Origin of the sequence: Hymenobacter siberiensis (assembly GCF_018967845.1) — a bacterium.
GTDB classification, from domain to species: domain Bacteria; phylum Bacteroidota; class Bacteroidia; order Cytophagales; family Hymenobacteraceae; genus Hymenobacter; species Hymenobacter siberiensis.
In genome coordinates, this window is record NZ_JAHLZZ010000001.1 from 3,485,753 (window position 1) to 3,507,553 (window position 21,801).

At 61.2% G+C, this 21,801-nt stretch carries 20 protein-coding genes and 3 pseudogenes; 13 read left to right on the top strand and 10 right to left on the bottom strand.

The window, feature by feature from the left end:
• Positions 1 to 81: 81 nt before the first annotated feature.
• Complete coding sequence (locus tag KQ661_RS15135) at positions 82 to 1,200, top strand: mechanosensitive ion channel family protein (protein WP_216726383.1); 1,119 nt, start codon at positions 82 to 84, stop codon at positions 1,198 to 1,200.
• A gap of 198 nt (positions 1,201 to 1,398) precedes the next feature.
• On the opposite strand, the gene KQ661_RS15140 is transcribed toward KQ661_RS15135, so the two are convergent.
• Both KQ661_RS15140 and hutU read right to left on the bottom strand, forming a co-directional pair.
• Positions 1,399 to 2,181 (bottom strand): NADPH-dependent F420 reductase, encoded by a 783-nt coding sequence (locus KQ661_RS15140; RefSeq protein WP_394369628.1) that lies wholly within the window; start codon positions 2,179 to 2,181, stop codon positions 1,399 to 1,401.
• 204 nt (positions 2,182 to 2,385) lie between these two features.
• Positions 2,386 to 4,155: pseudogene (gene hutU / locus KQ661_RS15145) on the bottom strand (urocanate hydratase).
• Between the two features lie 180 nt (positions 4,156 to 4,335).
• Here hutU and KQ661_RS15150 point away from each other — a divergent pair.
• Both KQ661_RS15150 and KQ661_RS15155 read left to right on the top strand, forming a co-directional pair.
• Positions 4,336 to 5,388: an alkane 1-monooxygenase gene (locus KQ661_RS15150; protein ID WP_216689143.1), complete on the top strand. Its 1,053-nt coding sequence runs from the start codon at positions 4,336 to 4,338 to the stop codon at positions 5,386 to 5,388.
• Between the two features lie 41 nt (positions 5,389 to 5,429).
• Positions 5,430 to 5,702, top strand: coding sequence for a hypothetical protein (locus KQ661_RS15155; protein ID WP_216689144.1), 273 nt, complete (start codon positions 5,430 to 5,432; stop codon positions 5,700 to 5,702).
• A gap of 80 nt (positions 5,703 to 5,782) precedes the next feature.
• On the opposite strand, the gene KQ661_RS15160 is transcribed toward KQ661_RS15155, so the two are convergent.
• Together KQ661_RS15160 and KQ661_RS22605 are read right to left on the bottom strand one after the other, a co-directional pair.
• Complete coding sequence (locus tag KQ661_RS15160) at positions 5,783 to 6,439, bottom strand: DUF4097 family beta strand repeat-containing protein (protein ID WP_216727385.1); 657 nt, start codon at positions 6,437 to 6,439, stop codon at positions 5,783 to 5,785.
• Between the two features lie 24 nt (positions 6,440 to 6,463).
• Positions 6,464 to 6,598: a hypothetical protein gene (locus tag KQ661_RS22605; RefSeq protein WP_262898303.1), complete on the bottom strand. Its 135-nt coding sequence runs from the start codon at positions 6,596 to 6,598 to the stop codon at positions 6,464 to 6,466.
• 327 nt (positions 6,599 to 6,925) lie between these two features.
• On the opposite strand from KQ661_RS22605, the gene KQ661_RS15165 reads away from it, so the two are divergent.
• The 6 genes and pseudogenes from KQ661_RS15165 (at position 6,926) to KQ661_RS15190 (ending at position 10,263) form a co-directional block, all read left to right on the top strand.
• On the top strand, positions 6,926 to 7,075 hold the full coding sequence (locus KQ661_RS15165; RefSeq protein ID WP_216727386.1) for a hypothetical protein: 150 nt from the start codon (positions 6,926 to 6,928) through the stop codon (positions 7,073 to 7,075).
• Positions 7,076 to 7,111: 36 nt separating this feature from the next.
• Complete coding sequence (locus KQ661_RS15170) at positions 7,112 to 7,264, top strand: hypothetical protein (RefSeq protein WP_216689147.1); 153 nt, start codon at positions 7,112 to 7,114, stop codon at positions 7,262 to 7,264.
• 223 nt (positions 7,265 to 7,487) lie between these two features.
• Positions 7,488 to 7,724: a helix-turn-helix domain-containing protein gene (locus KQ661_RS15175; RefSeq protein WP_216689148.1), complete on the top strand. Its 237-nt coding sequence runs from the start codon at positions 7,488 to 7,490 to the stop codon at positions 7,722 to 7,724.
• 69 nt (positions 7,725 to 7,793) lie between these two features.
• Positions 7,794 to 9,170 carry a serine hydrolase gene (locus tag KQ661_RS15180; RefSeq protein ID WP_216727387.1) on the top strand — a complete coding sequence of 459 codons (1,377 nt, stop codon included), beginning with the start codon at positions 7,794 to 7,796 and terminating at the stop codon, positions 9,168 to 9,170.
• A gap of 150 nt (positions 9,171 to 9,320) precedes the next feature.
• Positions 9,321 to 9,560: pseudogene (locus tag KQ661_RS23105) on the top strand (MBL fold metallo-hydrolase); the annotation flags it as partial.
• 13 nt (positions 9,561 to 9,573) lie between these two features.
• Positions 9,574 to 10,263, top strand: a complete 690-nt coding sequence (locus KQ661_RS15190; protein WP_216727388.1) for an MBL fold metallo-hydrolase — start codon at positions 9,574 to 9,576, stop codon at positions 10,261 to 10,263.
• Between the two features lie 48 nt (positions 10,264 to 10,311).
• Here the strand turns inward: KQ661_RS15190 and KQ661_RS22270 are convergent.
• Positions 10,312 to 11,340, bottom strand: a pseudogene (locus KQ661_RS22270) (arginase family protein).
• A 52-nt stretch (positions 11,341 to 11,392) separates the two neighbouring features.
• Here KQ661_RS22270 and KQ661_RS15205 point away from each other — a divergent pair.
• From KQ661_RS15205 to KQ661_RS15220, 4 genes are all read left to right on the top strand, one after another.
• Complete coding sequence (locus KQ661_RS15205; RefSeq protein ID WP_216727391.1) at positions 11,393 to 11,902, top strand: hypothetical protein; 510 nt, start codon at positions 11,393 to 11,395, stop codon at positions 11,900 to 11,902.
• Positions 11,903 to 12,048: 146 nt separating this feature from the next.
• Positions 12,049 to 12,783 (top strand): YebC/PmpR family DNA-binding transcriptional regulator, encoded by a 735-nt coding sequence (locus KQ661_RS15210; protein WP_216689154.1) that lies wholly within the window; start codon positions 12,049 to 12,051, stop codon positions 12,781 to 12,783.
• A 118-nt stretch (positions 12,784 to 12,901) separates the two neighbouring features.
• A complete protein-coding gene (locus tag KQ661_RS15215; RefSeq protein ID WP_216689155.1) occupies positions 12,902 to 13,966 on the top strand; it encodes an acyltransferase family protein in 1,065 nt (354 codons plus the stop codon).
• A gap of 275 nt (positions 13,967 to 14,241) precedes the next feature.
• The gene (locus KQ661_RS15220; protein ID WP_216727392.1) at positions 14,242 to 15,039 is read left to right on the top strand and encodes an FkbM family methyltransferase; all 798 of its coding nucleotides are present in this window, start codon (positions 14,242 to 14,244) and stop codon (positions 15,037 to 15,039) included.
• Between the two features lie 167 nt (positions 15,040 to 15,206).
• Here the strand turns inward: KQ661_RS15220 and ftsZ are convergent, their stop codons facing one another.
• The 5 genes from ftsZ to murG form a co-directional block, all read right to left on the bottom strand.
• Positions 15,207 to 16,703, bottom strand: a complete 1,497-nt coding sequence (gene ftsZ / locus KQ661_RS15225; RefSeq protein WP_216727393.1) for a cell division protein FtsZ — start codon at positions 16,701 to 16,703, stop codon at positions 15,207 to 15,209.
• Positions 16,704 to 16,804: 101 nt separating this feature from the next.
• Positions 16,805 to 18,211, bottom strand: a complete 1,407-nt coding sequence (gene ftsA, locus KQ661_RS15230; protein ID WP_216727394.1) for a cell division protein FtsA — start codon at positions 18,209 to 18,211, stop codon at positions 16,805 to 16,807.
• Between the two features lie 85 nt (positions 18,212 to 18,296).
• On the bottom strand, positions 18,297 to 19,055 hold the full coding sequence (locus KQ661_RS15235) for a cell division protein FtsQ/DivIB (protein WP_216727395.1): 759 nt from the start codon (positions 19,053 to 19,055) through the stop codon (positions 18,297 to 18,299).
• A gap of 87 nt (positions 19,056 to 19,142) precedes the next feature.
• Complete coding sequence (gene murC / locus KQ661_RS15240) at positions 19,143 to 20,540, bottom strand: UDP-N-acetylmuramate--L-alanine ligase (protein WP_216726389.1); 1,398 nt, start codon at positions 20,538 to 20,540, stop codon at positions 19,143 to 19,145.
• Between the two features lie 124 nt (positions 20,541 to 20,664).
• Positions 20,665 to 21,771, bottom strand: coding sequence for an undecaprenyldiphospho-muramoylpentapeptide beta-N-acetylglucosaminyltransferase (gene murG / locus KQ661_RS15245; protein WP_216727396.1), 1,107 nt, complete (start codon positions 21,769 to 21,771; stop codon positions 20,665 to 20,667).
• Between the last annotated feature and the right edge of the window lie 30 nt (positions 21,772 to 21,801).

Genomic DNA, 21,801 nt, shown 5'->3' on the forward strand with positions numbered 1-21,801 from the left:
GAAGCAACGAACCTTTACAGCCAATCGAAGGTACACCTTGCTCATGTTGCAGCGGCCCGACGGGCTGCTCCGCCGTTGGCTATGACCGAAAAATTCGCCCCAATCTTCTCAAATTTTCCTGATATTCTGACCACGCTGGCCGTGTTGCTGGGCGGCCTGGCGGCCGGCCTGGTGGCCCGGCTCATGGTTTTTGCCCTGTTGCGGGCCTACAACCGGCGCGAGGACTCGGCCCTGGCCCGCTCCGTGAGCAGCAACCTGAGCTCCGTCAGCAGCTGGTTTTTTCCGGTGCTGGCCATTTCACTGCTGCTGCCGCTGGTGCCACTGCCGCCCAAGCCCTTTGAGGTACTACGCCGCGTGGTGGAGTTCACCCTGATTCTCTCCTTCGCCTGGGGCCTCATCCGCACCCTCGACGTGGTGCAGGACCTCGTGCAGCAGTATTACCAACTCAGCGGCAGCGACAACCTGCGGGTACGCAAGCTGTTCACACAGCTTCAGTTCATCAAAAAAATTGCCGTTTCGCTCATTGCCTTCATCGGGGTGGGCCTGGTGCTTATGAGCTTCGAAACGGTACGCCGCCTGGGCACGGGCCTGCTCACGTCGGCCGGTATTGCCAGTGTGATTGTAGGTTTTGCCGCCCAGCGCTCCATCAGCAACCTTCTGGCGGGCTTCCAGATTGCTTTCACCCAGCCCATTCGCATCGATGATGTGCTGGTGGTGGAGGGCGAGTGGGGCCGCGTAGAGGAAATCACCTTCACCTACGTGGTGCTCAACATCTGGGACCAGCGCCGGCTGGTACTGCCGCTCAACTACTTCATCGAGAAGCCTTTTCAGAACTGGACGCGCAGCAACGCCGAGCTCCTGGGCTCGGTATTCATCCACACCGACTACTCGGTGCCGGTAGGCGCGGTGCGTGCCGAACTGGAACGCCTCACCGCCCACCACCCGCTCTGGGACGGCCGCGTGTGCAAGCTCCACGTCACCGATTCCAAGGAAACCACCCTGGAGCTGCGCGCCCTGGTGAGCGCCCGCAACGGCAGCGACGCCTGGGACCTGCGCTGCGACATCCGCGAGCAGCTGGTCGCCTTCCTGCAACGCGATTACCCCGGTAGCCTGCCCCGCGTGCGGGCCGAAGTAGCTACCCCCGCGCCAAACCGCCTGGGTTTCGGGCCAGCCAGCCCCGAAACCACCTACTCGAAATAACGGCAGCCCCGCACTGGCTTGAGGCAATAGCAAAGGGCACAAAAAAACGTCATGCCTGGGCTATGCCCGGCATGACGTTTTAAGTAGGTAGTCAGCAATCAGATTTCAGCTATCTAAAAATCAGTCAATTGATTTCTGTCTGACTACCGATTACTGATAACTAACTACTTAGTTTGCCGGCTATCCGGCAGCAGTAGGCTACTTCAGCTGGATGCCCTGGTCGGCCATTTGCTGCTCCGCCTTGGCGTGGTTGGCCAGGTACTCGGCGTGCTGGGCCTCGGTGCGTTTGGTGCCCAGGCTGGCGAAGTGCTCGCGTAGCTTGTCGGCGGGCAGGTCGGCCCCGTACGAAGGGGTGCCAGGCTGCTGCCGCCACGACTCGTGCAGGCTGCCGTCGTCCACGGCGTCGAAACCCAGCTCTTCTACAAGGGCCATTACTTTCTGCTTGGCGGCTGGCTCGTCGCCGGCCACGGGCAGCGCAATGCGGCCGGGGGTTCCGGCGGCCTGCCCCTTATTTTCGAGGTGGTCGGCGTAGATGTTGTTGAACACCTTCACCACCGGGCGGCCCAGGTGCTGCTGCACCCATTCGCTTTCGGTGAGGTCGCCGGTTTCCAGCTCCGGCATCTGGCCGTCGCGCAGCATGGGGTAGTAATTGCTCGTGTCGATGACGGGCACGTCGGCGGCCACACCCTCGAACAGGTCTTTGGGCAGGTCGGGAATGTTTTTCAGTGGAATGGTCACCACGATAATTTCGCCGTATTGGGCCGCTTCCCGGGCTGTAACGGGGGTAGCGCCCGTTTTCTGGGCCACGTCCGTCAGCGTTTCGGGGCCGCGGGAGTTGGCGATTTTAACTGAGTGGCCGAGGCTGGTGAGCCGCACGGCAAGCGCGCTGCCGATGTGACCGGCGCCGATGATTCCAATGTTCATAGTGGGAAAGTTTAGGGTTTGCGCGGCGGCGATGCGCTGCCGCAAGTAGCTTAACAACTACGGCGGCCAGTTGCTTTTGTTCGGCGGACAGTTGTTAGGGATGGCGGCGGGCCAAAGGGGGTTGGACCGCTGGAAAAGCACGTCATGCCGAGCGGAGTCGAGGCATCTCGCATGCAGTCACTAATCATTGCGATTGGTTTACTACCCCACGCGAGATGCCTCGGCTCCGCTCGGCATGACGTGCTTTTAATTAACGCTACCCTACTTCAGCCCCGGAATCTTCGCGCCGCGCTCCCGCGCCACGTCCTGCGCCAGCTCGTAGCCAGCATCAGCGTGGCGGAAGATGCCCATGCCGGGGTCGGTGGTTAATACCCATTTCAGACGTTCGGCTTTTTCGGGGGTTCCTGTCGCTACTATCACCATGCCGGAGTGGGTGGAGTTGCCGATGCCCACGCCGCCGTTGTGCAGGCTCACCCAGTCGGCCCCGCTGGCGCAGTTGGCCAGGGCATTGAGCAGGGGCCAATCGGCTACGGCGTCGGAGCCATCCTTCATGCCTTCGGTTTCGCGGTTGGGCGAGACCACCGAGCCGCAGTCGAGGTGGTCGCGGCCGATAACGATGAGGGCCGATACTTCGCCCCGCGCCACAAGGTCGTTTATCACGAGGCCGAACTGCTCACGCTCGCCGTAGCCCAGCCAGCACACGCGGGCCGGCAGGCCGATAAAAGGGACTTTGGCCGGGGCCTTTTCAATCCAGCGGGCCAGCAGCTTGTTGTCGGGGAAGGTTTCGAGCAGGGCGCGGTCGATTCGCAGTATGTCGGCCGGGTCACCGCTGAGGGCGGCCCAGCGGAACGGCCCCTTGCCCTCGCAAAACAGCGGGCGGATGTAGCCGGGCACGAAGCCGGGGTACAGGAACTGGCCGGCTTCGTCGCGCACCGTGAGGCCGCCTTTTTCGGCCTGGCCGCGCAGGTTGTTGCCGTAGTCCACAGCGATGGCACCGCGCCGCTGTATCTCCAGAATAGCCTCTACATGCTTTACGATGGAGGCCAGGGCCTGCTTCTTGAACTCCTCGGGGTTGGCTTCGCGCAGGGCCAGCACCTCCCCAATTTCGCCTTCGGGCAGGTAATCCATCAGGTCGTGGGCCGAGGTTTGGTCGGTCACGATGTCGGCCGGGAAGCCCAATTCTACGAGCTTAGGCAGAATGGTGGCCGCATTGCCAACAAGGCCGATTGACCAAGCATTGCCTTCGGCTTTGGCTTTATTACACAGTTCTAAGGCATGGTTCAAGCTGACAGCGGCTTTGTCCAAGTACCCTTCACGCACCTTCCGATAAATACGCTCAGCAATCGGCTCGATGACCAGGCACACGCCGTCGTTCATGGTCACGGCCAGGGGCTGGGCTCCGCTCATGCCGCCCAGGCCGGCCGTGACGGTGATAGTACCGCGCAGGCTACCGCCAAAATGCTTGTCCGCCATCGCGGCAAACGTCTCGTACGTGCCCTGCAAAATGCCCTGGGTGGCGATGTAAATCCAGGAGCCGGCCGTCATCTGTCCGTACATCATCAGGCCCATTTTGTCCAGCTCGTCGAAGTATTACTGGGTACTCCAAGCGGGCACGATGTTGCTGTTGGCGATGAGCACGCGGGGCGCGTGGGGCCAGGTTTTGAGTACGCCCACGGCTTTACCGCTCTGCACCAGCATGGTTTCGTCGGCCTCCAGCTCCTTCAGGGTTTTCACGATAATCTGATATTCCTTCCAGTTGCGGGCGGCGCGGCCGGCCCCACCGCACACAATCAGCTCATCATAGACGAGGCTCACGGCGGGGTCGAGGTTATTTTCCAGCATGCGCAGGGCGGCTTCGGCCTCCCAGGTTTTGCAGCGCAGGGTGGTGCCGTGGGCCGCCTTCACGGTTTCTTCGGGCTTGAACTCGTAGAACATCGGGCGCTGGCCGGCCGTCTGTTGCGGGGCCGCGCCGGTGGGCGTAGAGAGGGAATTGGCTTCGAGGTTGAGCTCGGGCGTGGTTGTGGGCATCATCGGGTGGGAAGCAGTTTGGGTGGGCGGCGAAGATAGAAAAATGTACCGTGGTCGTACCCGGCAGGGTCGCTGCAAGGCCGTGCGCCGGCACGCAGCCCGACCAGCACGCAACCCACTGCCAGCCCGTACCTTCACGGTGCGCTTGTGGCGGTAGTACTCTCCCCGTCCGGCCCCGTCCTCATGTCCTTCACCTACCGCGACTTGCGCTACCTGGTGGCCTACACCCTGCCCCTCACAGCCGCAGTGGGCCTGGCCCTGGGCGGAGCCGCTACCTGGCTCACCCTGGGCTACACGTTTGGGCTAATCCCGCTAATCGAATGGCTGCGGCCGCCCAACCGGGCCCTGATACCCGCCGGAGTGCCCGCTGCCTCCGAGGCCAAGCGGCATCCCTTCTTCGACGGCCTGCTCTACCTCAACGTGCCGCTGCAATATGCCCTATTGGCCTACTTTTTCTACTCGGTGGCCCACCGCAACTTTTCGGCCGCCGAAATAGCCGGCGCAGTGTTCGGCGTAGGCATCTGCTGCGGGGCGCTCGGCATTAATGTAGCGCACGAGCTGGGCCACCGCAGCCGCAGTTGGGAGCAGCGCCTGGCGCAGGCACTGCTGCTGAGCAGCTGGTACCCGCACTTTTTCATCGAGCACAACCGCGGCCACCACCGCCACGTAGCTACGCCGCACGACCCCGCCACGGCCCGCCTGCACGAGGGTTTCTGGCGCTTTCTACCCCGCGCCGTGGTCGGCGAGCTGCGCTCGGCCTGGGCCCTGGAAGCCACGCGCCTGCACCGCGTGGGGCAGTCGTCGTGGTCGGGTCACAACGAGCTGCTGCAGCTGCTGGCGGCGCAGGCGGGACTGGCCGCGCTGGTGCTGGCCTGGGTGGGGCCGGCGGGCCTACTGGCCTGGCTGGCGGCCGCTGCCGTGGGCTACGTGCTGTTTCAGCTGGTGAACTACGTGGAGCACTACGGCCTGCTGCGCCGCCAAACCGCCCCCGGCACCTACGAGCGGGTGCAGCCCCACCATTCCTGGAACTCTGAACACGCGCTGGGCCGCATCCTGCTCTATGAGCTCACCCGCCACTCCGACCACCACTACCAAGCCGCCCGCCCCTACCACAGCCTGCGCCACCAGCCCGCCGCCCCCCAAATGCCCACCGGCTACCCCGGCATGATGCTGCTGGCCACCATGCCGCCGCTTTGGTTTCGGGTAATGAACCCGCGCGTCGCGGCCGCAACCTGACCCGCGCCCGGCCATCTTCACACCTTTACTCCCCTCATCCCATGAGCCCCGACTACACGCCCATCGACTGCCATTTCTACGACCTGCTCGAAGCCGCCGCTACCCAGCACCGCCGCGTAGCCCTGCAATACTTCAACGACCTGCGCCAGCTCTGCCTAGGCTCGGGCGTGATTCACACCTTTTTCGTGCGCGACAAAGTGGAGTTTATGCAGCTGAAATCGGGCGAGGAAATCCGGCTCGACCACATTATCCGGCTCGATGATACGCCCGCGCCGCTGTATGCGGATTATCCGGATTTCAGCTGCGGGTGTTGATTCCGTAGAACAAAAAAAGAACGTCATGCCTCGACTACGCTCGGCATGACGTTCTTTTTTTACGGGTCAACCGGCCGCGACTAATCCCGTTCCTGGCTCACATCAATGCCGCCGTTCGTGGTCACGGCCTTCACGGTGGCACCACCCTGGCCTAGGCTGGCCGTCCCTTCCTTGTGAAACATGCCCGATTTTGTGACCGGCAGGCTGGTGCGGATGCCCCCCATGTCGGTACTGGTGAAGAGCTGGGCCGAATACGTACGGGGCAGTTTCCAGCGAATGCCGCCGTTGGTAGTGGCCACGTCGAGGCCCTTGCCCTCCCACTTGCTGCCGCTGAGCGTGATATTGACGCCGCCGTTGGTGGTTTCGCCCTTTACGTGGCCGCCCAGATTGGCGAGGTTCACGCCGCCGTTAGTGGTTTCGAAGGTGATAGCCGCCTGAAGGTTATCGAGGCTGATGCCACCATTCACCGTATTGAGGGCCAGCGCAGTAGTGCGGGGCACGAAGATTTCATAGCTCACGCTCCAGTTGTTTTCCTTTTCGGGGTCGGTAGTGCGCACACTATTATTACTGGCGCTCACAACCAGGCGCCGGGCCCGGGCGGCAGCCTCGGCTTCGGTATTCGACCAAGTTTGAATTTTGGCGCGGATACGGACATTGGGCCCGTCCCAGCCGTGCACGGTGATGCCGCCGTTGGGGTCGGCGCTCACGGTGAGGGGCTGGCCGGCGGGGGCGGCCATGGCCAGGTCGCGGGTTTCGCATAACTACTTCAGGGCCTTGCCTTTGCTCCAGGAGCTATTGTTATCGCAGGTAGTTTTGAAGGTGGGCTTGGGGGCCGTCTGGGCCTGGGTGCTGAGGGCGGCAGCCAGCAGGGCCAGCGTGGAAATCGGGGTTTTCATGGGGCAAGGGGTTAATGGTTTGAGAAGTGGAATGAGCAGATGCCGGGAGTAGACATGGGAGGGTTACCAGGTTGGAGCTGATTCGTTACACGGCTCTGCTTTTTTTAGAGCGAGGTTTCGAGGATGCTATCCAAAGGGGGGCATTAGATTGATAAACAAAAATAATTTTCCTTAAAACAGATAATATTTATTGTTATTCAATAAATATCTCCTTCTTTTGCCTCACGCTTTCACCCGCCACAGACCAAGCCTTACTGCAATGACCCGCTCCACCATTTTCCTGCTCAAGCTCCTGCGCTACGCCTCATTTCCTCGCGCCCACAGTCGGTGCCTTACGTGCTGGCGACCATGCTCTTTTGCCTGCTGGTGTACCGGATTATGAGCGATGTCCGGCCGGGAGTGCCCTTCACGCCGGCCAACGTGCGCCGACTGCGCGGGCTTGGCCTGCTGCTGATTGGCTGCGACGTATACCACTAGACCCTGACCTGGTGGCTGACCCGGCAGCTGGCCGCCGTGGCTCCGGCCGGGCTGGCGGGCCTGCAACCGGTGTCGCCCTTCGGCGCTTCGCTGGTGGCCAACTGGCTCATTGGGCTGATGCTGCCGATGGTAGCCGCCGGCTATCAGCGCGGCGTGGAGCTGGCCGAAGACGCCGAATTCACGGTCTGAGGCCACCTTTATTTTCTTATCAAGTAGTCAGTAATCGGTAGTCAGACAGAAATCAATTGACTGATTTTTAGATGGAGTGGTTTAGAAAGTCACAAAAGGTACTCAAACGGTCATGCAGCACGCAGCGCAGCATGACCGTTCGGGGACTTTCTAAACAGCTTCGATAGCTGAAATCTGACTACTGACTACTTATTACTGACTACCTACTTAATCCCTGACTACCATGCCCATCATCGTTCGCCTCGACGTTATGCTGGCCCGGCGCAAAATGTCGCTCAGCGCCCTGGCCGCCGCCGTCGACATCACCCTGGCCAACCTCTCCATTCTCAAAAGCGACAAGGCCAAGGCCATGCGCTTCTCCACCCTCGAAGCCATTTGCCAGGCGCTGGACTGCCAGCCCGGCGACCTGCTGGAATACGTGCCCGGCGACGGCCCCATTGCCCACTCCGACGACGGCTAACGCCAGGAATCTGCCGCCAGATTGCTGCTGTCCCATAATTTTCCGCTCACCATATTTCCGCCTCCTTTCATGAAAACCCCTTTTTTCTGCTCGTTTCTCGCGGCTTCGCTGCTGCTCCAGGTGCCGGCCACTCAGGCCCAGAACGTTTCCAAACAGCTCGATGCGCTGGCCACGCAATATGCCAAAGCCGGCCAGCTCAACGGCACAGTGCTGGTGGCCGAGCACGGCAAAGTGGTGTTTGCCAAAGGCTACGGCCTGGCCAACCGCGAGTGGAACCAGCCCAACACCGCCGATACCAAGTTCCGGCTGGGCTCGCTCACCAAGCAGTTCACCTCGATGCTGGTGATGCAGCTGGTGGAAAAAAGCCAGCTCCGGCTCGATACCCCCATCAGCACCTACCTGCCCGATTACCCCAAAGCTACCGGCGATAAAATCACGCTGCACCACCTGCTCACCCACACCTCGGGCATCCCGAACTACACGGCCCAGCCTGGTTTTAAGGCCCTCAGCATACTGCCTACTACGCCGGCGGCCTTCGTCCGCACGTTTGCCGAGCTACCGCTCGATTTTGAGCCGGGCACGGCATTTCGGTACAGTAATTCCGGCTATTTCCTGCTCGGGGCCATTATTGAGAAAGTAACGGGCAAGCCCTACGCCCAAGTGCTGACTGAAAATATCCTGCAGCCGCTACACATGCAGGACACCGGCTACGACCAGTCCGATATCATCCTACCCAGGCGCGCCAGCGGCTACGACCACAGCCCAACCGGTATTTACAATACTTCCTACCTCGATATGGCAGTACCCTACGCGGCTCGCTCGCTCTACTCCACCGTGCTCGACCTCTATAAGTGGGACCAAGCGCTGTACACCACGCAGCTGCTATCCGAGGCCAGCAAAGCCCTGATGTTCAAAGCTTATAAAAACAACTACGCCTACGCCTGGACCAACTCAAAGGCCGTAATCGGCCCGGACACGGTGGCGCTGCTGGGCCACAGCGGCCACGTCAACGGCTTTGGCACCTACCTGCTGCGCACGCCCAAAGAACACAATCTGGTGGTAGTGCTTGATAATGAGGGCGGCCCGGCCGTACAGGAAGTGAGTCTGGACCTGTTGCGCGTACTCTACCACCGCCCCACCACCGGCCCCAAACCGGCACCCCCGGCCCCCAAACCCATAGCCGTGGACGCCGCCACGGTAGCACCCTACGTGGGCAAATACCAGCTGTCGCCCACGTTTTTCATTACCGTGAAGGCCGAAGGCAGCCAGCTCTCGGCCCAGGCCACCGGGCAGCCGCCGTTTGTGCTAGTGACCATAGCCCCCACCCGCTTCACGGAACAAGGCGTACCGGCCGAAGTTGAATTCGTGAAAAACGCCAGCGGGGCCGTCGAGAAGCTGATTCTGCACCAGGGCGGGCACGATTCGCCGGGGGCCAAAGTGGAGTAAAGAGCATCTCGCCGGCCAAATCTGCGTACAGATTTGTTCCACCAACCCTTTTCCTGCCCTATGGATACCCTAGCCGCCGGCGTCACGCAGCTGCGCATTCAGCGCTTCGTCAATGTTTACTTCGTCGAAACCGGCACCCCCGACGAATGAGTGCTGATTGATACCGGCCTGCCCAGCAGCAAGAAAGCCATTCTCGCCGCCGCCGATAAGCTGTTCTATCCGGGCTCCCACCCCGAGGCCATCATTCTCACCCACGGCCACCTCGACCATATGGGCGCGGCCAAAGAGCTGGCCGACCACTGGAACGTGCCCGTCATCGTGCACCCGCTGGAGCTACCCTACCTGACCGGCCCAGGCCCTCTACCCGCCCCGCGACCCCACCGTGGGCGGCTCACTGGCCTTCATGAGCCGCTTCTTACCCACCCAGCTGCCCAACCTCGGCAACCGGGTGCAGGCCCTCGACCCCGACGACCCCAGCACGCCCCACCTCATGGCCTGGCAGTGGCTACACGTGCCCGGCCACGCCCCCGGCCAGCTGGCCTTCTTCCGCGAAGCCGACCGCGTGTTGATTGGGGCCGATGCCTTCGCCACCACGCACCACGACTCTATACCGGCCGTATTGCTCGGCATTCCCAAAATCAGCCGGGCCGGCACGCCGTTCAACTACGACTGGGAGGCGGCCCGCATCTCGGTTCAAACCCTGGCCGCGCTGGAGCCCAAGGCCATTGGCTGCGGCCACGGCCCGGTTATCATCGGCTCGGAAGCGGCCGCCGGCCTGCACCAGCTAGCCGATAATTACCCCGTGCCCGCCCACGGCCGCTACGTGCACGAGCCCGCCCGCACCGATGCCAGCGGCGTAGAGCACCTCCCACCCGCCCCCAAAGACAAGCTGCTAATACAGGCCGCTATCATCGGCGGGAGCCTGTTGGCAGCCGGCGCGGCCTGGCTACTCACCGGCGGCCGGCGCAAAATCAAGAAGTCGAAAGCCTATAAGAAGGCCTACAAAGCGGCCAAAAAATCCGGCAAGCACCAGCCGCTCCCCCCCCCCACCACTCTACCGGAGCGGGGTGGGGAGTTGATAGTTAGGAGTTAGGAGTTAAGAGTTAAGAAAGCTCATTTGCAACTCCTATACTATCAACTCTTAACTCCTAACCCTTAACTCTCCCCTCGCCACTCCTGTCAGATAGGCGGTGATGATGGTGGCGGCTAAGCGGGCGGTCTGGTTGTCGCGGTCGTAGAGCGGGTTTAGCTCGACGATTTCGAACAGCCGGAACGCTTCTTTTTGGCCCGCCAGAAACGCAGCTTCCACTGCCTGGCGGGGTGTGAATCCGTCGGCGCTCGGGGCCGATACGGCCGGGGCAAAGGCCTCGGCGCAGCCATCAATATCGAAGCTCACGAAGGCGGGCCCGGCGGCAGTGGCGCGGGCCAGGGCGCGGCTGGCATACAGTTCCATGCCAGCCTCTTGCACATGGGCCAGCGGCACAATATGGGCCTGCTGCTGGTGCAGAAATACAATATCTTCCCGGGTATTCAGGTTGGAATGCAGGCCGATTTCCGTGAACCGCTCACCCGATAAAAACCCCTCCCGCAGCAGCCGCCCAAACGGCGTGCCGCTGCCGATTTCGGGCTTGTCCTTCACGTCGGCGTGAGCATCGAAGTTGATGCCGCCCACCGGCCGCCCCTAATTGGCATCAAACAGGCCGCGCACCGTGGAGTAGGTCCCATCGTGCGAGCCGCCCAGCACCACTACGCGCGGGTACTGGCGCAGCAGCTGGCCCAGCCGCTCCCGGATGTGGGTATGGTTTTGGGCGTGCTCGGGGTGGCGCAGGCCGAGATTACCGGCATCGGCAATACGCAGATTATCAAGGATTATGTCGTGCTCCAGATTATAGGTTTTGTGGTAGCGGCGCAGCTCGCGCCGAATGGCGGCGGGCGCACCAGCCGCACCGGCCCGTCCACCTTCCAGCACCGTACCGAAATCGAGGGGCAGGCCCACGAGGCACACGTCGGCTTTGGGCAGCTCGGCGGCGGGGCGGATGAGGTCGCGGAGAAACGTTGGCATAAAGCCAAAAGCAGTGCTCCGTGCCGTTTGCGGCATGGGCCGGCTTGGCAACGCGCCCGGGCACTGTCTTTGCCAGTGCCCACCGCACTCCGCCCGCCCAAACCCCATTCGCTCCTACCTTCGGCCTCCGTTTTCGGACGCTGCTTATTTCCCCGCCGCCATGCTTTTCCGTTTCTCACTGCACCCGCTTCTCGTTGCCACTGGGCTGCTCCTAACGTTGCCAGCGCAGGCGCAGGCTCCGGCCCCGGCCGCCATATTGTCTCCGCCCACGTTCTACACCACCTATCGCTACACGGCTTATACCGTGCACGATACCACCAGCCTCGACCCGCCCACCCTGGTAGGCGGCGTGGGTGGCACGCTCACGTTGCGCCCGGCCGGCACCTACGAAAAACGCCTCACCATCCCCGGCAATGATGGCCCGATGCTGTTCCGGCAGGATGGCACCTTCACGCTGGCCGACGATAGCATCAGCTTCGCCTTTGAGGATAAAAAGGGGGCCGATGTGCAGCGCGGCACCTTCCGCTTCGACCCCGCCACCCGGCACCTCACCATCACCATCCTCGGCTACCCGACCGGCAACCGGGGCGTGTACGAGCTGGAGGCGACGGAGCCAATTGCCCCTGCCCCCATTCCGCGCCCCAAAGCCCACGGCAAGCGCCGCCCCTGAAGCCAATCGCGCCCCGCGCATTTGGCTCCCCCCGCGCCTTCTGGCTAACTTGCGGCCCGTTTCGCCGGGATAGGTTTCGGCGAAGCCCGCGCAGCTACGGCTTCGCACCCCCAACACTCATTCATTCAGTTACTCAGTCACAGCAAATGGGACGCGCATTCGAATTTCGCAAAGGCCGCAAAATGAAGCGGTGGGATAAAATGTCGAAGGACTTTACCCGTATCGGCAAGGAAATCGTGATGGCCGTGAAGGAAAACGGCCCCAACCCCGATTCCAACGCCCGCCTGCGCGCCGCCATGCAAAACGCCAAGGGCGTGAACATGCCCAAGGACCGGGTAGAAGCCGCCATCAAGCGCGCCAGCAGCAAGGAGGAAAAAGATTACGCCGAAGTGGTGTACGAAGGCTACCTGCCCCACGGCGTGGCCATCGTCATCGAAACCGCCACCGACAACCCTACCCGCACGGTAAGCAACGTGCGCCTCATCTTCAACCGCAACGACGGCACCCTGGGCACCGCCGGCAGCAGCGACTACACTTTCACCCGCAAGGGCGTGTTCAAGCTGGCCGCCGAGGGCCTCGACCGCGACGAGCTGGAGCTGGAGCTGATTGACTTCGGTGCCGAAGACGTGTACGAAACCACCGAGGAAGACGAGCACGGCGCCGAGCACAAGTTCATCGTGGTCGAGACTGCCTTCACCGATTTCGGCCAGATGCAGAAAGCCCTCGAAGCCCAGGGCCGCCACGCAGTAAGCGTGAATCTGCAGCGCGTGCCCAACACCACCGTTGCCCTCAACGACGAGCAGCTGGAGGAAATCATGACCATCATCGAGAAGTTCGAAGACGACGAGGACGTGCAGGCCGTGTACCACACCGTGGGCTAAGGCTGTTTGTCATGCTGAACGCAGTGAAGCATCTGGGTAAAAGTCATTGGACGATTACACTAGATGCTTCACTGCGTTCAGCATGACAGGCCCCCTCCATCAACCTCCCTCCTCCGCCATGTCCTCTCCCGCCCGCCCCCTTGCCTACCGTCCCGGGCTGGATGCCGTGCGCGCCGTGGCCATTCTGCTGGTCGTGGTGGGCCACTGGACGCTGCCATCCTTCCCCATGAGCCTGATGGGCAGCATGACGTTTTTTGTGCTGAGCGGCTATTTTATTTCGGGTATCGTCTGGAAAAAGGAGGTGTATGTGGGCGCGCCCGGGCGCTGGGAGCGGCGGCTGGGCGTATTTTTCCTCCGGCGCCTGATACGTACCCTCCCCCCCTACTATATGTCGGTGGCGCTGGGGTTTGCGCTGCCGCTCGTCACGCTGCACCAATACCCCGGCTGGTTTCTGGTGCCGGTTTCCAACCTCCTGTTCTACCGGTTGCAGCACTGGGGCGAAGGCGTGGGCCACTACTGGACCATGGCCGTCGATGAGCAGTTTTACCTGCTGTGGCCGGTGCTGCTGGCCGTGGTGCCCAAGCGAACGCGCTGGCTGCTGCTGGTAGCCGCCTGTGGCCTGATTTTTCGCATTGCCTGGAGCACCTGGGTACGGCCCAAGCTGGCTTTTGCGCTGCTTCCCGGCTGCCTCGATTTATTCGCGGCCGGAGCCATTCTGCGCCACGTCGAGCAGCTGCCGGTGGTGCGGCGGTTTGCCCATTTCCGCTGGGTAGCGCTGTCCTGGCTGGCCTGGAGCGCCCTTTGGGGCATCCTCTACCTCACGGAACTGCACTACGTCTGGCTGCTCATCTATGGCAGCGCCGGTTGCGTGCCCGCCGTAATCACCCTCAACTGGGCCGTGCATCAGGCCACACGCCCCGCCCACGAAAAGCCCGTGCTCACCGCCCTGCGCTGGGTGGGCCAGCGCAGCTACGGCTGCTACCTCTACCACCTGATGCTGCCGGTATTTTACCAGCGGGCCATTTATCACCTGTTTGCCGCCCCCGAAACCCGTAGTTTCTGGCTCAGCCCCCTGCCAACGGTGATGCTGCTACTGCCCGCCATGCTGCTGCTGGCCGCCGCTTCCTGGCACTGGCTCGAAACCCCGCTCAACCATTGGAAAAACCGGCTGGCTTACGATTGAAGGCGTAGCGACGCACTTTGTGTCTATATATCGCCAGACCGACTTTCTAAACAGCTTCACTAATAGCCCAGCGCTTCAGCGCGCATTTTTCGGGCGGTATTTCGTTTAATTATCCGGTTCCAGCCTTCCATTTTGGCCAGTTGCCATCCCGAAAAGACCCGATAAAACCTCCTGCATTTGGCCTGCCAACCCAGCGCCCCGGCCTTATTCTCTGCTTCCACCGCCCATTTCCTACTACTATACTCAACTATCTCATCAATTCCTTCAAGCGGAAAATGGCCCGCCGCATCACCCAAAAGCACCCGATGGTGCTCGACACGTTCACCATTCCCGGCACCGGCAGCGGGCAGGTGCAGTTTGCCAACCAGGAAAATCCGCTGATTGAGAAGAAGGTGTTCACCAAAGAAACGGTCGACTTTTTCAAGAAATTTCTCCACCCCAGCGACTTCGCCATCGACATAGGGGCCAACATCGGCCACACCACCGTGCAGATAGCCCTGGCTACCGGCCCCACCGGCCCCACCCTCGGCTTCGACCCCAATCTCTATGTCTTCGAAATTCTGCAACGCAACGCCGCGCTCAACCCCGAGCTGGTTCGCATCGGAGCCCACAACCTGGCCATTTCCGAGCAGGACGACGAATTCTACTACAACTCCTCCGAAGCTTCCTTCAACAACGGCGGCATCTCCAAAACACCAACGAATAAACACGGCAAATACTCCCTCAGCACCAAGATAAAGGGCGTTAATCTCGAAGGCTTTCTGGAAAAACAATACCCCGATTTCCTCCAAAAGCTCACGCTGATTAAAATCGATACCGAAGGCTACGACAAGGAAATTATCCGCTCCATTTCCAGCCTCATCACCAAATACAAGCCCGTCATCATCTCCGAATGCTTCGGCAAGAATTCCGACGAGGAGAAATTCGAGCAGTTCAACCTGCTGGAATCCCTGGGATATTCGCTGTTCTATTTCACCGACTTTGTCGCTACCACGGAAATCATCACCATCAAGCGCAAGGAGGAAATGCTGAAATACAAGCACTTCGATTTCTACGCCACGCCCAGTGCTTAAAAGCAATAATTAAGTACTTGCGCAGAAGCACCCGTAAGCTCCGGTCCGACCGCCTGGGGCGGTCGGACCGGAGCTTACGGGTGCTTCTGCTTGGCTATTTAACACCAATAAAAAGGCCGCCGCTGAAATTTCAGCGGCGGCCTTTTTATTGACATTCGACCAATTACCTAGTCCACATTATCGTGCAGAAACCGGTTATCACCCAGTAGCTCATTATCGTCCGACAAGTTGAAGCGAGAGATATTCTGGGCCGAGCTAGGCTCCACGTTCTCCAGCTTCACCTGGCGGCGCAGGTAGGCGGGCGTATCATATTGGCTCACCGCCTCGGGCGGCAGGCCGTTGCTCAGCTCCTGCAAGCGGCGCCGACGCTCCAGCGCCTGGGCATCCATGGCCGGGCGGGGACGGTGAGAATCCGGGCCGGCGGCGGGCGCAGGCGCAGCAGCGCTCGACGTGAGCACGGGCTCCGTGGGCGCGCTGGCCGGGATGCCGGCCAGCGGCGGCACATTGTGCGCCGAAGGGCCGTTCAAATCGTGCATCACGCGGGCCGGCTCCGGCGCGCCAAAGCTGGGCACGAACGGGGCCGAAGTAGCCGATGTGTACGATGTCGCCTCCAGCTTAGGCGTTTCGGCCACCGGGGCCCCGATTGGCTCGTGCGAGGTGCTAGCAGCGCCCATGGTGGGCGTAGTGATGGAGTGCGCGTCGCGGGCAAAACCCGTGGCAATCACCGTCACGCGAATGCTCTGGCCCAGCGTATCGTCGATGCCGTGGCCGAAAATCATTTCGGCGTCCTGTCCGGCTTTCTCCTGGATGTACTCTGTGATTTCCGTCAGCTCGTCCATTTCCAACTCGTGCTCGACGCCCGACATGATGGAGAGGAGGATGCGCTGCGCACCGTGAATGTCGGTATTGTTGAGCAGCGGCGAGTTCAGGGCTTCCTCGGCGGCGCGGCGGGCGCGGTTTTCGCCTTCGGTCACGCTGCTGCCCATCACGGCGGCCCCGCTGTCCTTCATCACCGTTTTCACGTCCTCAAAGTCCACGTTCACATCGGCCGTTACGGTGATGATTTCAGCGATGGACTTAGCGGCCGTGGTCAGCACGGTATCGGCTTTGGCGAAGGCGGCACCCATCGTCAGGTTGCCGTAAATCTGCGGCAGCTTGTCGTTGAGAATCACCAGCACCGTATCGCAGTGCTCGCTCAGCGCCTTGATGCCCTCTTCGGCCTGCTGGCGCTTCTTCTTGCCCTCAAACATAAACGGGGCCGTCACGATACCTACCGTGAGAATGCCCAGTTCCTGCGCCACCTGCGCAATCACAGGAGCAGCACCCGTACCGGTGCCACCGCCCATGCCGGCCGTGATGAAGAGCATTTTGGTGCCCTGGTTCAGCAGGTCGCGGATTTGCTCCTTGCTCTCGATGGCCGCCTGGCGGCCGCGCTCGGGCTTGGCACCCGCACCGAGACCTTCGGTGAGGTCGACGCCAATTTGCAGCTTATTGGGCACCGTGGAGCTTTGCAGCGCCTGGTGGTCGGTGTTGCAGATGATAAACTCCACGTCCTTGATGCCCTGCTTGTGCATGTGCTTCACGGCATTGGAGCCACCGCCACCAACCCCAATCACCTTGATGATGGACTTACTCTGGGCGGGAATATCGAATTTGTAATTCATATTTTTGAATTATAAATTATAAATTATAAATTATAAATCATGGGTTGACCTGGTTCATTTGGCCAATTCATAATTCATAATTTATAATTTATAATTATTTCCTAGTAGGATTTATCGTCGTAATCGTCAATCAGCAGCCCTTTGGTGCGGGAGATGATGTCCTTAAAGAAGCGGCTGGCGGCACCGGGCTCCTTGGCCTTGGCAGGCTGCGGTGCGGGGGCCGGAGCCGCTGGCGTAGCGGCCACCCGGGTTTCTACCGGCGCGGGCGCGGCCTGGGCTACGGGCGCGGCGGCGGCATAGTAGGACGGCACGGCTGCCTGCTCCTCTTCGTAGCTGGGGCGCGTCACCTGCCGCTCGTCGAGCGAGTGGTAGCCCGACAGCACGAGGCCCACAGTAGTGGCGTACATCGGCGATTTCACGGCTTCGATGCGGCTCTTACCGAGGTGCTGGTTGGGGTAGCCGATACGAGTATCCAGACCGGTAATGTACTCAGTGAGCTGCTCCAGGTTCTGAAGCTGCGAGCCGCCGCCGGTGAGCACGATGCCCGCCGACAGCTTGTCGTGCAGGCCCATGCGGTAGATTTCGGCATACACCAGCTCCATGATTTCCGACATGCGGGCCTCAATGATATACGCCAGGTTTTTCAGCGAAACTTCCTTGGGCGGGCGGTTGGGCAGGCCGGGAATGCTCACGATTTCGTAGTCGCTGGCTTCCTGGGCAATGGCTTTGCCAAACTTCACCTTCAGCTGCTCGGCCTGGCCGGGAGCCACGTTGCAGCCGGTTTTGATGTCCTGCGTGATGATATTGCCCCCGAACGGCAGCACCGCCGCGTGGCGGATAATGCCGTCCTTGAACACCGCCAAGTCGGTGGTGCCGCCCCCAATGTCAATCAGGGCCACGCCGGCCTCCTTCTCCTCCTCCGAGAGGATGGACATGGAACTGGCGAGGGGTTCGAGAATCAGGTCGGCGATTTCGAGGCCGGCCTTGGTCACGCACTTGTTGATGTTGTTGATGGCCGTGCTCTGGGCCGTGATGATGTGGAAGTTGCCTTCCAGGCGCACGCCTTCGTAGCCCACGGGGTCGGAAATACCTTCCTCGTAGTCCACTTTGTAGTCCTGCGGCATCACATGGATGATTTGCGAGCCGGGCTGGGTCACGAGGCGGTACATGTCCTGCGTGAGGCGCGCCACGTCATCCGGCCCGATGGTGTCGTGCGAGTTGCGCGTGATGCTGCCGTTGTGCTGGAGGCTCTTGATGTGCTGGCCGGCAATGCCGACGTTTACCACTCCAATGCTAATTCCGGACTGTTCTTCGGCCTGCCGAATGGCCCGTTTGATGGCGTCTACGGTCTTGTCGATGTTGAGCACGATGCCCCGCGAAACCCCTTCGGAAACGGCTTTGCCCATGCCCAGGATTTCGAGTTTGCCGAACTCATTTTTGCGGCCCACCAGGGCGCAGATTTTTGTGGTACCAATGTCGAGCCCGACGACGATTTTGTCTTGTTGCATAGGATGCGGTGCTGGCGAGCAGTGAAGAAGCGGTGGATTGGAAGTGAACTTTTTTTGACCTAACGGCCTATTTTTCAGCGAATTGCTATTCGCAAATAATCTGATTTTGATATTCGACGTTTACGCGGTGGTACGTGTCCCACCCCAAAACTGACGGAATTTGACGGTAAAATACCATAAGCTTTGCGAATTTCTCCGAAATATTTTCGGGGAGCCCGAATTCAATACGTTGGTCGCCTACTTGCTGCGTGAACGACATCTTACCACCGGGCTCAACAAATACCTCCGAGACCTGCGCTTTCCAGAATTCGTGCTCATCCACGTAGCGCAAAAACTCCAGGTAGCGTTGCCCGGTGCTATCCTGGAAAAATCCAGTTGGCAGGCTGCCGCCGCCGGGCCGCGCCACGGTGGCCACACGGGCCGTAAACAGCGGTGATAGCGGCAGGGTGTGTCCTTCGGCATCAACGTAGGTATCGAGGCGGGTATCGGGGTGCGTGAGGCGGGCAATGGGGCGGTTCTGGCGCACGTCGGCGTGCAGGTTGCCGGCCAGGTCGCGGTACACCTGGGCGTCGCGCACGAAGGGGTGGGCCTTCAGGCGGGCCTCCAGCTCGCGTAGGCGCGGGCCCTCGGGCTGGGTGCCCAACACGGGCTCCTTGCCACCCTTGGTGAGCAGGGCTGTGACGCCGCGCTCGGAGATAAAATAGTTATCGAACTCGTTGGCAATGTTCACCTTCACGGCATTGACCGAGCGGTTGGACTGGCGCACGGCAGCAAAAGCGCCGAGGGCACCCAGCACCAGCAGGCAGGCGGCGGCAACAAGTAAGTTTCTAACGGTGCGTTCCAAATGGTGGAGTGGTGGGGTTATGGATTGGTGGGTTGACCGTCATGCTTCAGCTGCGCTCAGCATGACGGTCTATAAGCCGTTCATTGACTACTTCCAGCGCTCCGTAAGCATCAGTTTCAGCTGCGGCACCAGCGTATCAATATCCCCCGCGCCTACCGTGGCCAGCACATCGAAAGACGTGTCGGTTTGGGCGGCGGCAAGGACTTGTTCTTTGGTCACGAGGGCTTTGGTGGGGGCGGTAATTTCAGCCAGAAGCATTTCGGCAGTTATGCCGGGTAGCGGCTTCTCACGGGCGGGGTAAATATCCAACAAAAACACCTCATCTGCAATACTCAAGCTCTTGGAAAAGCCGGCGGCAAAGTCGCGGGTTCGAGTGAACAGATGAGGTTGAAAAATGACGCGCAGGCGCTTGTTCGGGTAGAGTGCCCGCACCGAACGCAGGAAGGCTTCGATTTCGCGTGGATGGTGGGCATAATCATCTAAATAAACGTTTTCGGGCGCGGTCACCACGAATTCGAACCGGCGCTTCACGCCCCGATAGGCGGCCACGCCGGCGCGGAGCAGCTCCTCTCCTACTCCCTGCAATTGGGCTACGGCGGCGGCGGCCAGCATATTTTCGACGTTGTGGAAGCCGGGAACAGCAAGTTCCAGGCCAGGCACGGTGCTTTCGGGGCGATGCAGGTCGAAATGGAAGCGGTGGCCCGCGGCGGTGATGTTGGCGGCGTACAGCTCGGGGCCCTGCTCGGGCGAGAGACCGTAGCGGATGACGCGGGTGCCGGGCGGCACGGCGGCGGCCACGCTGGTATCGGCGGTATGATTGAGGAGAAGCGTGCCGCCGGGCTTAATCTGGGCCACAAACTGACGGAACGAATCAATGAGAGCCGCCTGGTTGCCGTAGATGTCGAGGTGGTCAGCGTCGGTGCTGGTCACGATGGCCACGTCGGGGAACAGGGTCAGGAAGCTGCGGTCGTACTCGTCGGCTTCGACCACGATGGGGGCTTCGGGCGTGGCGGGCAGTAGCAGGTTGCTGCCCAGGTTCACCGAAATGCCGCCGAGGAAGGCCCCGGCATCGAGGCCGGCGTGGTGCAGCAGATGGGCTACCATACTGCTGGTGGTGGTTTTGCCGTGGGTGCCGGCCACCGCGATGGTGTAGCGGCCCTGCGTCAGCACGCCCAGCACCTGGCTGCGCTTGCGGATGTCGTAGCCCTCGGCCCGCAGCCAGGCCCATTCCAGGCTGTCGGCCGGGATGGCGGGCGTGAGGATGACCAGCGTCTGGGCGCGGTTTTCGCGGATTTCGGCGGGAATATTTTCTACCGCGTCGGCGTAGTGAATGGCAATGCCTTCGGCAGTGAGGGCGCGGGTGAGGGGCGTTTCGGTTTTATCGTAGCCGCTCACCTGGTGGCCGTTGGCGCGGAACCAGCGGGCCAGGGCCGACATGCCGATGCCACCGATACCGAGGAAGAAAACGTAGGGAAACTGGTTCAAATTCGTTGCTTTATATTTTGTCGAAACGTCATGCCGAGCGCAGCCGAGGCATCTCGCTCGCTTCGTTGCAACGATTCAGTTACTGCTGCACGCGAGATGCTTCGGCTACGCTCAGCATGACGTTCTACTTATTAATTAACTTCAATAGCTCGTCCACAATCGTCACAGTTGCATCGGGGCGGGCCAGCTCATGCACGCGCAGGCTGAGCTGCTGCTGACGCTCGGGGTCGGCGAGCAGGCGCAGGGCTTCGTCGTAGAGACGGGCGGGGGCGTGCTCGTCGGTGATGAGCACGGCGGCACCTTTGCTGACCAGGGCCAGCGCGTTTTTGGTCTGGTGGTCTTCGGCTACGTTGGGCGAGGGCACCAGGATGCTGGCCTTGCCGGTGAGGCAAAGCTCGGACACCGACAGCGCCCCGGCGCGGCTGATGACGATATCGGCGGCGGCGTAGGCCAGGTCCATGCGTTGGATGAACTCCAGGGCGTGGAGGCCGGCGGCCTGGTCGGCCTGCTGCTGGGCTTCGGGGAAGTAGAGCTTGCCGGTTTGCCAGAGCAGTTGGATGCCGACTTCGAGCAGGCGCGGCAGCGCGGCGGCCGTAGCCTGGTTGAGGGTGCGCGCGCCGAGGCTGCCCCCGACAACCAAAATGGTTTTCCTGTTCGGGTCGAGGCCGAAGAAGTGTTGGGCCTCGGCGCGGTCGCCGCGGGAAATTTCGGTGCGGACGGGGTTGCCGGTGAGCACGAGCTTATCGGCGGGAAAGAATTTCTCCATGCCATCGTAGGCCACGCAGATGCGATTTACGCGCTTGGCCAGCAGCTTATTCACGAGGCCGGCGTAGGAGTTCTGTTCCTGAATGAGCGAGGGAATGGCCCGCGAAGTAGCGGCCAGCAGTACCGGGGCCGAGGCGTACCCTCCCACCCCGACCACGGCATCGGGCCGGAACTCTTCAATCAGCCTCCCGGCCTTACGCACCGAGCGAATTACCCGCAACGGAAATATCAGGTTCTGGGGCGTGAGGCGGCGCTGCAGGCCGGTAATGTCGAGGCCCACTATTTTATAGCCGGCATCGGGCACGCGGGTCATTTCCATGCGGCCGTTGGCCCCGACGAAAAGGATTTCGGCGTTGGGGTAACGAAACCGAATTTCATTGGCGATGGCCACGGCCGGGAAAATGTGCCCGCCTGTGCCGCCGCCGCTGATAATAATGCGCAACGGTTCGGTTGAATTCACAGCCATATAATTTGATTCTTCAAGTTTCCAGCGTGT